Below are 13,636 nucleotides of genomic sequence, written 5' to 3' on the forward strand. Positions count from 1 at the left end.
GCTTGTCGAAGGGCCCACCGCGCGTCGCTCAGAAGAGCAGGTACACCGCGCCGAGCACCGTGAGCACGATGACGATGCGGTCGAAGAGTTGCTGATCGAGCCTCTTGGCGACGGCGAGCCCGATCAGCGCACCGATGACGACGAGCGGGACGAGCGCGGCATCCATCAGCAGCACCTGCCCCTCGAAGAGTCCGAGCCCCGCGAGGAACGGCACCTTGATCAGGTTGATGATCGCGAAGAACCACGCCGAGGTGCCGAGGAACACCTGCACCGGGGTGCGCGTCGCGAGGAAGTACATCGACATCACCGGGCCCCCGGCGTTCGCGACCATCGTCGTGAACCCGCCGAGTGTGCCGTAGGTGCCCGCGAGCAGGATGCCGCCGCGTCTCGGCCCCACGGCATCCGTTCTGTTCTGGCGCCACCGGCGCCACAGCGTCACCGCGATCATCACCAGGAGGATCACGCCGATCGCGCGTCGCACCACACCGTCTCCGGTGAGCGCCAGGAACGCGAAACCGGCCAGCAACCCCAGCACGACGGCGGGCGCGAGGCGCAGCAGCGTCGGCCAGTGCGCGTGCCGGCGGTAGGCGATGAGGGCGAACACGTCGCCGACCATCAGGAGCAGCAGCATCGCCGCGGTCGACGTGCGGGCCGGAAGCACCGCCGCGAACAGGGCGATCGCGAGGATGCTGCCGCCGGGGAGCGCCGTCTTCGAGATGCCGATCGTCAGCGCCGCGAGGGCGAGCGCGACCCATGCCCAGGGATCGAGGGCGATCACGGGGCGATCATCGATCGATCTCGGCGATGGGAGCGTCGTATCCGCGAGCGACGGCGAGGTCGCGGGGCAGGACGCCGTCGCCGTCGCGGATCGACACGTCGGCGCCGCCGTCGATGAGCGCACGCACGGCCTCGGCGTAGACGGCCGAGCCGTCGCCCAGCACGATCGCCTCGTGCAGCGCAGTCCAGCCGAGGTTGTTCACGTGATCGGGGTCGGCGCCGGCCTCGATGAGCACGCGAGCGGCGGCGGCACGATTCGCCTTCGTCGCGGCGACCAGCGCCGTCGTCCCGCCCGCGCCGCGCGCCTCGATGTCGGCGCCGTCGGCCAGAGCCGTGCGCACGCGGTCGGCGTCGCCCTCGGTCGCGGCGGCGAGCAGTTCGCGGGTGGCATCGGACACGGGGGCCTCCTCGGCGGGCGGGTCGGTGGCAGCGGACGACGGGACGGGAGCGGATGCCGTGCAGGCCGACGCCGAGAACATCACGCCGAGCGCGAGTGCTCCGGTGGCCAGCATCCGTCCCGTCCGCGTGGTTCTGGTATACCAAATCGCCCCGGGAAGGCGGAAGCCGCGTCAGCCGCGGACGGCTGCGAGAGCAGCGGCGAAGCGCGCAGAGCGCTGTTCGATGTCGGTCCAGTCCTGAGCCTTGAGTGACGCTCCGTTGGCGAGGTCGCCACCCGCGCCCACGGCGACGGCGCCGGCTGCGAACCAGGCCGCGAGATTGTCGGGGTTCACGCCACCGGTCGGCATGAGCGGAGCGTCGGGGAACGGGCCGCGCAGCGCGCCCAGGTAGGAGGGCCCACCGAGCGATGCCGGGAAGATCTTGACGACGTCGACGCCGAGCTCGAGCGCCCCCATGACCTCGGTCGGGGTCATGGCGCCGGTCATCACGACACGGCCGGTGTCGAGCATCGAGCGGGTGAGGTGGGGGAGCGTGCCCGGGCTCACGAGGAACTCCGCACCCGCGTCGGCGGCGAGCGTCGCCTGCTCGGCGGTGGTCACGGTACCGGCGCCGACATAGGCGGCGTCGCCGTGGCGGGCGATGAGCTCGCGGATGACGGCGGGGGCGTCGGGGGTCGAGAACGTGACCTCGATACCGGTCACCCCGCCGCGGATGATGGCCTCGGATGCTTCGAGGGCGAGCTCGGGGGTGGAGGCGCGGAGCACGGCGAGGACTCCGGTGGCACGGGCGCGGGTGAGACGGTCGGACATCATGCTCCTTGTGGTGGGGGTCTTTCTATTCTCGCCGACGCCAACTTGTCATAACAACGCGCGCGACCGCGTGCGTCACACCCGCCAGTCGTCGATCAGATCCTTCGACTCCTTGAGCCCGAGGCCCGCCTCTTCGCGCAGCAGCTTGATCGCGGCGATCTGCTGTCCGGCGGCGACGAGGCGGTCGATCTCGGCAACAGCCTCGGTCGGGAGCGAGGCGCGCAGCGAGGTGACGTCGTGGAAGACCGGCGGCTGGATCGGTATCGCCGTCGTGGCGGGGGCGGCGCCCACGTGCCAGTGGTCGATCCGGCGCTTCGCGGACTGCAGGCTCTCTCCCGTGTGGTCGCGCAGCGTCTTGATCGCGGCGATCTTGCTGTCGGCGCGCACCAGGTCGTCGATCTTCGCGACCACGTCGGGTGCGATCGGCACCGGAACCCCGGCCGCGACCTCGGGCACCTTCGGCCGCATGCCCCGGAGGGCTGCGGCCAGGATGGCGATCACGATGATCGCGCCGACGATGATCCCGATGATCCACACGAAGTCCATGCCGGTCAGTCTAGGCAGGGCCGCCGACAGTCCAGCCGTCTCCCACCCGCTCGCCGGTACCCTGGAAGGTATGACCGAGAACCCCCGCACGCGCGAGACGCGCCCCGCAGCATCCGCGTCCGCCCCCGAGGGTCGACCCGCCCAGGGCAAGGTGCGCACCACGGGCCCGACCCAGGTGCGCCCGGCGACCGAGGGCTGGACCCAGCAGAAGGATGCCGAGGGGCGTCCGCTGCTGCAGTTCGCGAGCCCCAAGCGCGGCAAGCCGCCCGCGCACCTCGCCGACCTCACGCCGGCCGAGCGCATCGAGAAGGTGAAGGAGTTGGGGCTCCCCGGCTTCCGCGCCAAGCAGCTCGCCACCCACTACTTCACGCACTACACGTCCGACCCCGCGCACATGACCGACCTGCCGGCCGGCATCCGTGACGACCTGGTCGCCGGCATGCTGCCGCCGCTCATGACCGAGGTGCGCCGACTCGAGACCGACCGCGGCGACACGATCAAGTTCCTGTGGCGCCTGCACGACGGCGCCCTCGTCGAGTCGGTGCTCATGCGCTACCCGGGACGCATCACGCTGTGCGTGTCGAGCCAGGCCGGCTGTGGCATGAACTGCCCGTTCTGCGCCACCGGTCAGGCGGGACTCACCCGAAACATGTCGACCGCCGAGATCGTCGAGCAGATCGTGCGCGCCAACCGCGCGATCGCGAACGGCGAGCTGGGTGGCAAGCGCCGTGACGACCACAGCATGGAGCGCGTCTCCAACATCGTCTTCATGGGCATGGGTGAGCCGCTCGCCAACTACAAGCGCGTGATGGATGCCGTGCGTACCATGGTCGCCCCGCAGCCCGAGGGGCTGGGCATGAGCGCCCGCGGCATCACCGTCTCGACCGTCGGCCTTGTGCCCGCGATCAAGAAGCTCGCCGAGGAGAACATCCCGGTGACCTTCGCGCTGTCGCTGCACGCGCCCGACGACCACCTGCGCGATGAGCTCATCCCGGTGAATTCCCGCTGGAAGGTCGACGAGGCCCTCGACGCGGCCTATAACTACTACGCGAAGACCGGTCGCCGCGTCTCGATCGAGTACGCGCTCATCAAGGACATGAACGACCACGCCTGGCGCGCCGACCTTCTCGCCGAGAAGCTCAACCAGCGCGGGCGCGGCTGGGTGCACGTGAACCCCATCCCGCTGAACCCGACGCCGGGCTCGATCTGGACCTCGTCCGAGAAGGACGTCACGGCCGAGTTCGTTCGCCGACTCAACGACGCCGGCATCCCGACGACCCTCCGCGACACCCGCGGCAAGGAGATCGACGGCGCCTGTGGTCAGCTCGTCGCCACGACCGAGGACGAAGCGGCTTCGGCCGCGATGGCCTGAGTTCCCCGCGCATCCCTTCGCCCGTCCGCGGCGCCCAGCCGTTCGGCATCCGTGAGCCAGCGCTCGATCCTCGCGGGTGAGGCGTTCTTGACGCCGAGCATGCGGTGCGCCCGCACCGAGCGGATGCCGCAGAACCGCATCGTGTTGCGCACCACTTGCCGCTGCGCCGGCAGACCCGTGAAGGGCGCTGCGTACCAGGGGGTGTCGGCGAGCAGCAGGAGGCGCCCGTGCGGCGCGGTGAGCAGGCCGATCGGCAGACCCCGCGGCGAGTAGCGGTACTCCTGCTGCGGCAGCAGCGCGCGATCGAAGAAGCCCTTGAGCAGCGCGGGCACCGAGCCCCACCAGAGCGGCGTCGCGACGATGATCGTCTGCACTTCGGCGAGGGCTCGCTTGGCGTCGAGCAGGTCGGGTTCGAGCGTCATGCGCTGCCGGTAGCCGAAGCGCATGTGCGGGTCGAAGTCGAGATCGCGCAGGGCGAGCACGCGGGCATCGCCGTGGCCGTCGGCGTACCGCCGCGCGAGCGATGCGGTGAGGGATGCGGCGTGCGGGTGGCCGTCGATCACGAGAGCGGTCATGCGTCGATTCCAATCTGGACAGTGTCAAGCAGGTGGACAGTGTCAAGATAGGAGACAATGTTGCGCATGTCAAGTTCGAAGACGGGGTATCACCACGGCGATCTCGCGCGCGCGCTCGAAGACGCCGCGATGCAGCTGCTGGAGCGGATGCCGGCCGCCGACATCAGCCTCCGCGAGGTCGCGCGCGCCGCCGACGTCAGCCACAACGCGCCGTACCACCACTTCTCGGATCGCCTCGGTCTGCTCAAAGCACTCGCCGAGCGCAGCATGGCCGACCTGCTCGCCCGGGTTCGGACCGCGACGACGGATGCCGCGACCCCGCGCGCCGCGCTCGCCGCGGGTGGTGAGGCCTACATCCGCTTCGCCGTCGAGCATCCGCATGCCTTCGACGCGGTCTACGACCCCACCGTCTGCGTCCCCGGATCGCCCACCGCCACCATGGCCCCGCTGATCGAGGCGCTCGAAGGCACGCTCGCCGACGCGGCGGCCGCGACCGGGCTCGATCGGCCCACGGATGTCGTTGCGTTGTGGGGCCTCATCCACGGCCTCGGCACCCTCGCAGCCGCCGGGCACTTCGGCCTCGACGACGCCCTCGCCGCGTATGCGGCGGCCCTCGATCGGCTCTTCGCCGCGCTCTGAGTCTCTGCGATCGTCTGATCCGCCGAAACCCATCGCCCCCGTCGAGACCCACCGGCCGCGACGTCGAGGCTGGTGGGTTTCGACGCGCGTGGTGGGTCTCGGTACCGCGTGCGGCACTCGCAGGCCGGCGCACGCCCGAACCTGGGAGCCGTCAAAGCCTTCTTCCACCGCGCGCACAGGCGACCTTTCGTAGATTGTCGGGATGCCCTATTCCGCCCACCGACCGGGTCGCTTCGACTCGCAGGGTCGGATCATCATCGACGGCGACCCGAACGCCCCGACCGATGACCTCGACTTCCTGCGCGATTACGAGCCCACCGGATCCGCCGACGAGCCTTTCGTGACGGACTCCGCGACGCGAGAGATCCCGCGTCCGCAGGCCGCCGAGCAGGCAGAGGCGGATGCCGAGGCATCCGTTCCTTCCCAGCCCGCTCGCGCACCGCGAGCGCCGCGTGTCCGCAAGCCGCGCAAGACCCGCACCCCCGGCTCGCGGCTGCGCCGGCTCGCGATCCTCGGCGGTGCCGAGGGCGAGATCCTCGACCGCGTCCCCGGCGAGACCCCCCGCTTCGTGCAGATGTTCTTCGTGCTCGCCGGCACCGCCCTGGTCTCGGCGATCTCGATGCTCTTCGCTCTGACGACCGGAGTGCAGGCGGCGATCTGGCTGGCCGTGCCGCTCGCGATCGTGTGGGCGCTCATCATCTTCAACCTCGACCGCTTCCTCACCTCGACCATGGCGTCGACGAAGAACGTCTGGCGCCTCATCGGCCTCGCGATCCCGCGAGTGATCATGGCCGCGATCATCGGATTCGTGGTGGCCGAGCCGCTCGTGCTGCAGGTGTTCCACAATGACATCGCGCGTGAGGTCGCATCGACCAACATCACGCAGTCGCAGACCGATCAGGAAGCACTCGAGTCGGGCCCCGAGAAGATCGCCCTCGACGCCGCGACCGCGAAGGTCGCCGAGCTCGAGAACCAGGCGGCGACAGGCATCGTGGCGGGAACGGATTCGTCGTCGGCATCCGAATCCGCCGCCCAGACGACGGTCGACGACCTCACGACCAAGCTCGCCGATCAGCAGACCGTGATCGACCAGGCCCGCGCGCTCTACCAGTGCGAGCTCACCGGCGAGGGCGCGGGCACCGTGCGCGGCTGCACCGGCGTGAACGGCGAGGGCGCGAGCTCCGATGCGGCCCAGGCGCAGCTCGCCCAGGCGCAGCAGACCTACGACGGGCTCGCCGAGCAGCTCCGTGTCGCGAACGAGGAGTTGGCGACGGCCGGCACCGCCGCGAAGGAGAACACCTCGACCTCCGAGGCGACGAACCGTCAGACCGCACAGGATCAGCTCCCCGCCGCGCGCAACACCTACGACCAGGCGTTGGCCGCCTACAACGCCCGAGCGGATGCCGTGGCGCAGGGCAACGCGGGAGCCACGGGCCTGCTCAGCCAGATCAGCGGCCTGAATCGCCTGAGCGAGAAGGAGCCCGCGATCCTCTGGGCGCACATCCTCATCGCCGCGCTGTTCTTCATGATCGAGCTGCTGCCCGTGCTGGTGAAGGTGCTCACCTCGTACGGTGAACCGTCGCTGTACGAGAAGGCCGCCGCGATCCGCAAGCAGGTCGCGCTCGACAAGGTCACGGCCGAGGGCTTCCGCGATCGCGCCGAAGTCGTGCAGACGCAGTCGGCCGCGGTGACCCAGACGGCGGCGCGCACGAGCTGAGGCTTCTGCGCCGCCGACCGGACGTGAACTTCTGAGACCGGTCACGGAATCCGGCCCGCAGTGTCGGCGACCGGCGCTAGCGTTAGACCTATGGTCAACTATCGCTATCTCGGCAACAGCGGTCTCAAGGTCTCTGAGATCACCTACGGCAACTGGGTCACCCACGCCTCTCAGGTCGGCGACGACGCCGCCGTCAAGACGGTGCACGCGGCGCTCGACGCAGGCATCACCACGTTCGACACCGCCGACACCTACGCCAACACCGCGGCCGAGGTCGTGCTCGGAAAGGCCCTCGAGGGTCAGCGCCGCGAGGGTCTCGAGATCTTCACCAAGGTCTACTTCCCGACCGGCGCGAAGGGCCCGAACGACACCGGGCTCAGCCGCAAGCACATCATGGAGTCGATCAACGGCTCGCTGACGCGCCTCGGCACCGACTACGTCGACCTCTACCAGGCGCACCGCTTCGACTACGAGACCCCGCTCGAAGAGACGTTCCAGGCTTTCGCCGACATCGTCCGCCAGGGCAAGGCGCTCTACATCGGCGTCTCGGAGTGGACGGCCGAGCAGCTGCGCGAGGGCCACGCTCTCGCGAAGCAGCTCGGCATCCAGCTCATCTCGAACCAGCCCCAGTACTCGATGCTGTGGCGCGTGATCGAGGGCAAGGTCGTGCCGGCATCCGAAGAACTCGGCATCTCGCAGATCGTCTGGTCGCCGATGGCCCAGGGCGTGCTGAGCGGCAAGTACCTGCCCGGTCAGCCGGTGCCCGAGGGCTCGCGCGCGACCGACCCGCACAGCGGCGCCGACTTCATCAAGAACTTCCTGCAGGATGACATCCTCACCGCCGTCCAGCGCCTCAAGCCGATCGCCGAAGAGGCGGGGCTCACGATGCCGCAGCTCGCGATCGCGTGGGTGCTGCAGAACCCGAACGTCGCCGCGGCCCTGGTCGGGGCATCCCGTCCCGAGCAACTCGCCGACACGGTCAAGGCGTCCGGAGTGAAGCTCGACGCCGACACCCTGGCTGCGATCGACACCGCCCTCGGCGACACCGTCAACCGCGACGCCGAGCACACGTACTCGACCTCGCCGAAGACCCGCCTGGTCTGAGCATCCGCGTCTGACGCAGACGAGGCCCCCTGCCGCACGCCGCGGCAGGGGGCCTCGTGCGTGTGTGCGTGTGCGTTGGTGTGCGTTGTGGGGTGGTGGCGTCGCGGGATGGCGCCGAGACCCACCACGCGCGTCGAAACCCACCGGTTCCGACGTCGCGGACGGTGGGTCTCGACGGGGGTGATGGGTCTCGGCATCCGCTCGGTGGGCAGGAGCGACGCGCAGCTCAAGAGTCGGCGGATGCCGGCGGTGACTGGGTGCCGGCGGTCAGCGGATGTCGGCGCGCGCCACGAGCCACGGCACCGCGACGTCGACGAATCGCTCGATGTCGGATGCCTCGGTGTAGAGATGCACCGAGAGCCGCACGAACCCCGCGCCACCGAAGCTCGTGAAGGCCGTCTCGATGCCGGTTGCGGGAAGGATCTCGGCGCGCAGGGCATCCGCCGCCTCCCGTGTCGATCCGAGCCCGTCCGGCAACCGGATCAGGCGCATCGACGGCACCGGTGACGGCACGGGGGTCAGCGGCTCGACCTCGGTGAAGGGACGGAACGCCGCCGCGATCGCCTCAGCCCCGGCATCCGCCATCTCGGTCATGACCGCGCGCGTGCGCTCCCAGCCGATCTCGTTCTCGACGAACTCGATGGCGGTGGGCGTCGCGAGGTACCCCGTCGCGTCGATCGTGCCCTGGTAATCGAAGCGCGAAGGGAACGGATCGTGCGCGTTCCATGAGTCGATCAGCGGCCAGAGGTCGTCGCGGTCGGCGGCGGTCGTGACCAGCAGGGCCGAGCCGCGGGGTGCGCACGGCCACTTGTGCAGGTTGCCGAACCACCACGTTCCACCCGCCACGGCAGCGGCATCCGGGACCAGGCCCGGCGCGTGCGCGCCGTCGACCAGCGTGCGCGCGCCGTGATGGGCCGCGACATCGGCGATGCGGCGCGTCGGCATCAGTCGCGCGGTCGGCGAGGTGATCTGATCCACGACCACGAGGCGCGTGCGTTCGCCGATCTCGGCCGCGAAGCGGTCGACGACCTCATCGTCGGAGGCGAGCAGGGGGATCGCCACCGTGCGGATCGTCGCTCCGGTCCGGCGTGCGAGTCGCTCGGCGCCCATCGTCACCGCGCCGTAACCATGGTCGGTGACGATGATCTCGTCGCCGGGCTCCAGGTGCATCGCGTTGTAGACCACGGTGGCCGCGGCCGAGGCGTTCGGTACGAACACCGCGTCATCGGGGCGTGCGCCGACGAACGGCGCGGTGCGTTCGCGGGCTTCGCGCGTGCGATCACCGAGCGTCGGGAACCAGGCGACCGGGTTGCGGTCGCCGTGGCGGCGCAGGGCATCCTGGTGCGCGATCACGGCGGTCGGCGGGGCGCCGAACGATCCGTGATTGAGGTGCACGGTCGCGGGATCGAGGGGCCACGCGTCGCGCGCCCGCGCGAACGACCGCAGCGCCACGGGCTCGGGAAAGGCCGTCATCGCGCTCATCCTCCACATTCTGTCTGTTCTCGCCCGACGTCTGCTTCGCCGACCCACCCCGTTCTGCGCGATCCACCCCGCTGCGTCCCCGCCGGAAAGGGGTGGCTCGTGCAGAAGGGGGTGGCTCGGCAGGGGGTGCGGGTGAGCGTCAGGCGAGCGTGATGTCGACCTGGATCTCGGTCGCCAGCTTCTCGAGATCGGTGCGCAGGGCATCGAGATCAGCGGATGCCGGAACCGTCGCCGTGACCGTCGATTCGAACAGGCGCCCACCGGCCATGGCGGCGTCGCGCGTCTCGGTGTCGATGCGCGTGATGCTGAGGGCATGGGAGCTCAGCACTCCGGAGATCTCGTGCACGATGCCCGCGCGGTCGTTGCCCAGCACCGAGAGCGAGATCGAGTTCGCGTCGCGGTGGGCAGCGGCATCCGATCCGGTGTGGATCGTGACCGTGAGCAGTCCGGTCAGGGCGCGCAGTGCTGCCTGCAGCTCGGCGACCCGGTCGGCGGCGACCGAGACCTCGATCACCCCGGCGAAGGTGCCGGCGAGCTCGGCGAGGCGGCTGTTCTCCCAGTTGCCCCCGTGGGCGTCGACGGCATCGGCGACGGCGGCGACGAGGCCCGGACGGTCTGCACCCGCGACGGTGAGGATCAGAGTAGTCATGGCGTCAGCGTAGTCCGGGGCGCAGGACGGGCCCGGACCTAACTCAGGAAGAACGGATGCCGGGGTGCCCGAAACTGCCCGAATCGGCCGTCTTCGGCACGATTTTCCTGAGTTGGGTACGGGTGCTCGGCCCTTCGTCTCGCTGCGCTCGCTCAGGAACCGGGGTCTGGCAACGGTCCCTGAGCGAGGAGCGCAGCGACGAGACGAAGGGCGCTCAGCTCGAGAGGTCGGCCCAGGCGCCGGTGTCGAGGAAGCCGTCGAGGCGGGCGCGGTGCGGGGCGAGGTCCCAGCCCTGCGCCGCGACCCACTCGTCGGAGTAATAGGTGCCGGCGTACCGCACGCCGCTGTCGCAGATCAGGGTCACCACGCTGCCGGTCTCGCCCGCCGCACGCATGCGGGCGATCAGCTCGAAAGCCCCGTAGAGATTCGTGCCTGTCGATCCGCCCGCCCAGTGCAGGGTGCGCTCGCGCAGCAGACGGATCGCCGCGATCGACCCGGCGTCGGGCACTCGGATCATCTCGTCGATCACACTCGGCACGAACGAGGGCTCGACGCGGGGGCGTCCGATGCCCTCGATACGGCTCGGGCGTCCGGCGGGAGCATCCGGAGTCCCGGCCCAACCGTCGTAGAAGGCCGAGCCCTCGGGGTCGACGACCGCGATCTCGGTCGCGTGCCGTCGGTAGCGTACGTATCGGCCGAAGGTCGCGCTCGTGCCGCCGGTCCCGGCGCCGACGACGATCCAGCGGGGGATCGGATGCCGCTCCTGCGACAACTGACTGAACACGCTCTCGGCGATGTTGTTGTTGCCCCGCCAGTCGGTCGCACGCTCGGCGTAGGTGAACTGGTCGAGGTAGTGGCCGTGGCAGTCGGCGGCGAGGCGGCGGGCCTCGTCGGACATGTCTTCGGCGCGATCGACGAAGTGGCAGGTGCCGCCGTAGAACTCGATGAGGTCGATCTTCTCCTGCACGGTCGAGCGCGGTACGACCGTCACGAACGGGAGCCCGAGCATCCGGGCGAAATAGGCCTCGGAGACCGCGGTCGACCCGCTCGACGACTCGACGAGCGTCGTGTCGTGACGGATGAGTCCGTTCACGAGTCCGTAGAGGATCAGCGAGCGCGCGAGGCGGTGCTTGAGGGAGCCGGTCGGATGCACCGACTCGTCCTTCAGGTACAGATCGATGCCCCATTCGGCGGGCAGCGGGAAGACGTGCAGATGGGTGTCGGCGCTGCGGTTGGCGTCGGCCTCCAGCAGAGCGATCGCGTTGCTGGTCCAGGAATCCACCGTTCGAGCGTACCCGGGGTCAGTTGTCGGTGTAGCCGCCTTCGCCGGTGGTGCCGTCATAGGTGAAGGTGCGATCCGACATCCGAATCTCGATGTCGGAGCCGAGGGGTTGCTCCGACAGCAGCAGCTGCTCGAGCTCCGCGGCGCGCTTCAGGTACTCCGAGGTGTCGGCGCCGAACGATGCCGCGAGCTTCATGTCGGTCATGAGGTAGAGGTAGGCGCTGACCGCGGTGCGGTTGAACTCGGTGTCGGGGATCTTCTCCCACAGCGACCCGTCGGTACGCGCGGCCTTGTACTCGTCGATCTTGTTCTGCAGCGTGGCCTCGGCCGAGCCGCCCGTGTTCGGCAGGCTCGGTGCGTCGTCGGGGTCCGCGGGCTCGGCGTCGGTGCCGCCCGGATCGGGTGCCGCCTGACCCGAGTCGTCGGAATCGGATGCCGGTGCCGGATCGGCGCTGTTGCCGCTGTTCGCGGAGACGACGCCGAACACGACCGCGACGAGGACCCCGATCACCACGAGAGCGATGAGCAGGATCGGCAGCGTGCCGCGCCGGGGTGCCGGGGGAGTGGCGGCCGTCGCGCCGTATGCCGGTGCGATGGGGTAGCCGCTCGCGGGGGAGGCGCCCGTGGCGCCCGCGCCCGCCGGATGCTGCGGCGGGTACGTCGTGGTCGACGGATGCGTCGGCGGGGCGGATGTCGGAGCCGGAGTGGATGGCGGGGCGGATGCCGGAACAGGTGCAGAAGCGGGCGGCTGATACGCCGGAGCACCGGGGCGCGCGGGCGGTGCCTGATACGCGGGTGCCGGTCGGTAGGCGGGCGTCGGTCGGTAGCTCGCGGGCGGCTGGTAGGTGGGGCGGTGACCGGGCGGCAGCGGTGCGCCGGGCGGGAATGCCGAGCCCGCGGCATCCGCTCCCACCGGCGGAGCCAACGGCGGCTGCGCGGGCGGCGGGGGAGAGGCGGACGTGGGTGGCTCCGGTGCGACGACCGCGTCGGCATCCGCTCCCGAATCGGACTCGGGTGCCCGGTCGTCGCCCGTCACGGCTGGACCCGCGTGCTGCCGGCGAGGGTCATCCCCCCGCGTCCGTCGACGTGCAGGAGGGAGGCCTGCGACTGCTCCTGCTGCAGTTGGAACTCGAAGCGCGAGCGGTCGCCACGGTGATAGGCGATGAAGTACTCGATCGGGGTGTCGTCGTCGGTGCGGCTCACGCTGCGCAGACGCAACAGCGCGGATCCGGCGCTGACGCCGAGGTGGCCGGCCTGATCGTGCGTCGCGACCGTGGCCTCGGCCGAGCGGACTCCGCGGGTGGCGACGATGCCGTTCTCGGCGAGGGCCCGGTACAGCGAGGAGTCCGACAGATCGACGCCCAGGGTGACGGCGCCTACGGCATCCGGCATCCACGTGGTCGACAGCGACCAGGGCTCGTCGTCGACGTGCCGCAGGCGCTCGAGCACCACGACCCGCGACCCGACGGGGATCTCGAGGGCCGCCGCGATCTCCTCGTCGGCGAAGGTGAACTCGTGGCGCAGCACGTCGCTGTGCACGTGCCCGCCGCGGCGCTCGACGTCGTCGTACAGACCCACGAGCGTGTGCACCAGACTCTCCGCCGTGCGCGGGCGCGAGACGAACGTGCCCTTGCCCTTCACTCGCTCGACGAGTCCCTCGTGCTCCAACTGAGCGAGCGCCTGCCGCACGACCGTGCGCGAGACCCCGTAGCGTTCGCAGAGCCCGTGCTCGCCCGGGAGCGGATCGCCCGGCTGCAGACCATCGCGCGCGATGCCGTCGATGATCAGCTGCCGCAGCTGGTCGTACATGGGCGCGGCGGAATGGCGATCGATCGCATCGGGAAGCACGGCGGACATGTTAGTACGCCACGCCCGCGTGCAGGATCACATTCGCGTACGGGGTGAACTCGCCGGAGCGCACGAACGCGCGTGCTCCGTGGGTGAGCTTCTTGAAGTCGACGTGCGGCACGAGCTCGATCTCGAAGTCCATGCCGGCGAAGCGTTCGCGCAGCGCCTCGAGCACCTCGGGGCTCTTCTCGGCGACCTCGGCCGAGACCGTCGCGCCCTCGACGACGAGCTCGGCGAGCACGGTGTCGAGCACGTCGAAGAACTCCGGGGCTCCCGGACGGTAGGCGAGATCGATGCGCTCCGACCCGGGCGGGATCGGCAGACCCGCGTCGGTCACGACGATCAGGTCGGTGTGCCCGGTCTCGCTGATGACCCGCGACAGTGCGGGGTTGATCGTGGTCGCGGTCTTGCGCATGGCGGCTCCGGTCTCTGAGAAG

15 protein-coding genes are annotated in these 13,636 nt (G+C 70.2%); 4 read left to right on the plus strand and 11 right to left on the minus strand.

The genetic code is table 11. From position 1 onward, the window contains the following. Positions 1-28: 28 nt before the first annotated feature. The 4 genes from ACFY9N_RS16070 to ACFY9N_RS16085 form a co-directional block, all read right to left on the minus strand. Entirely contained in the window at positions 29-778 is a 750-nt protein-coding gene (locus tag ACFY9N_RS16070) for a sulfite exporter TauE/SafE family protein (protein ID WP_391479856.1), read from the minus strand. Between the two features lie 7 nt (positions 779-785). After that, entirely contained in the window at positions 786-1,289 is a 504-nt protein-coding gene (locus tag ACFY9N_RS16075; protein WP_391479857.1) for an ankyrin repeat domain-containing protein, read from the minus strand. 57 nt (positions 1,290-1,346) lie between these two features. After that, a complete protein-coding gene (locus tag ACFY9N_RS16080; protein WP_391479858.1) occupies positions 1,347-1,985 on the minus strand; it encodes a bifunctional 4-hydroxy-2-oxoglutarate aldolase/2-dehydro-3-deoxy-phosphogluconate aldolase in 639 nt (212 codons plus the stop codon). A 75-nt stretch (positions 1,986-2,060) separates the two neighbouring features. Further along, positions 2,061-2,531 carry a hypothetical protein gene (locus tag ACFY9N_RS16085; RefSeq protein WP_391479859.1) on the minus strand — a complete coding sequence of 157 codons (471 nt, stop codon included), beginning with the start codon at positions 2,529-2,531 and terminating at the stop codon, positions 2,061-2,063. Positions 2,532-2,601: 70 nt separating this feature from the next. Here ACFY9N_RS16085 and rlmN point away from each other — a divergent pair, with 70 nt between their 5' ends. After that, positions 2,602-3,903: a 23S rRNA (adenine(2503)-C(2))-methyltransferase RlmN gene (gene rlmN / locus ACFY9N_RS16090; protein WP_391479861.1), complete on the plus strand. Its 1,302-nt coding sequence runs from the start codon at positions 2,602-2,604 to the stop codon at positions 3,901-3,903. On the opposite strand, the gene ACFY9N_RS16095 is transcribed toward rlmN, so the two are convergent. Continuing rightward, the gene (locus ACFY9N_RS16095) at positions 3,852-4,478 is read right to left on the minus strand and encodes an NAD(P)H-dependent oxidoreductase (RefSeq protein WP_391479862.1); all 627 of its coding nucleotides are present in this window, start codon (positions 4,476-4,478) and stop codon (positions 3,852-3,854) included. The genes rlmN and ACFY9N_RS16095 overlap by 52 nt on opposite strands. 66 nt (positions 4,479-4,544) lie before the next feature. On the opposite strand from ACFY9N_RS16095, the gene ACFY9N_RS16100 reads away from it, so the two are divergent. From ACFY9N_RS16100 to ACFY9N_RS16110, 3 genes are all read left to right on the plus strand, one after another. After that, positions 4,545-5,117: a TetR/AcrR family transcriptional regulator gene (locus ACFY9N_RS16100; protein WP_391479863.1), complete on the plus strand. Its 573-nt coding sequence runs from the start codon at positions 4,545-4,547 to the stop codon at positions 5,115-5,117. 202 nt (positions 5,118-5,319) lie between these two features. Further along, entirely contained in the window at positions 5,320-6,834 is a 1,515-nt protein-coding gene (locus tag ACFY9N_RS16105; protein WP_391479865.1) for a DUF4407 domain-containing protein, read from the plus strand. A 90-nt stretch (positions 6,835-6,924) separates the two neighbouring features. Beyond that, positions 6,925-7,938, plus strand: a complete 1,014-nt coding sequence (locus ACFY9N_RS16110; RefSeq protein WP_391479867.1) for an aldo/keto reductase family protein — start codon at positions 6,925-6,927, stop codon at positions 7,936-7,938. A 267-nt stretch (positions 7,939-8,205) separates the two neighbouring features. On the opposite strand, the gene ACFY9N_RS16115 is transcribed toward ACFY9N_RS16110, so the two are convergent. The 6 genes from ACFY9N_RS16115 to rbsD form a co-directional block, all read right to left on the minus strand. Continuing rightward, a complete protein-coding gene (locus ACFY9N_RS16115; protein WP_391479868.1) occupies positions 8,206-9,411 on the minus strand; it encodes an aminotransferase class V-fold PLP-dependent enzyme in 1,206 nt (401 codons plus the stop codon). Between the two features lie 148 nt (positions 9,412-9,559). Beyond that, a complete protein-coding gene (locus tag ACFY9N_RS16120) occupies positions 9,560-10,069 on the minus strand; it encodes a glycine cleavage system protein R (protein WP_391479869.1) in 510 nt (169 codons plus the stop codon). Positions 10,070-10,283: 214 nt separating this feature from the next. Further along, entirely contained in the window at positions 10,284-11,351 is a 1,068-nt protein-coding gene (locus ACFY9N_RS16125; protein WP_391479870.1) for a PLP-dependent cysteine synthase family protein, read from the minus strand. A gap of 19 nt (positions 11,352-11,370) precedes the next feature. Continuing rightward, positions 11,371-12,387, minus strand: a complete 1,017-nt coding sequence (locus tag ACFY9N_RS16130) for a hypothetical protein (protein ID WP_391479872.1) — start codon at positions 12,385-12,387, stop codon at positions 11,371-11,373. Further along, positions 12,384-13,208 (minus strand): GntR family transcriptional regulator, encoded by an 825-nt coding sequence (locus ACFY9N_RS16135; protein ID WP_391479873.1) that lies wholly within the window; start codon positions 13,206-13,208, stop codon positions 12,384-12,386. The genes ACFY9N_RS16130 and ACFY9N_RS16135 overlap by 4 nt, the downstream gene beginning before the upstream one ends. Position 13,209: 1 nt before the next feature. After that, on the minus strand, positions 13,210-13,614 hold the full coding sequence (gene rbsD, locus ACFY9N_RS16140) for a D-ribose pyranase (RefSeq protein WP_391479875.1): 405 nt from the start codon (positions 13,612-13,614) through the stop codon (positions 13,210-13,212). Positions 13,615-13,636: the final 22 nt, after the last annotated feature.

This window comes from Microbacterium sp. NPDC008134 (assembly GCF_042957055.1).
Lineage (GTDB): Bacteria > Actinomycetota > Actinomycetes > Actinomycetales > Microbacteriaceae > Microbacterium.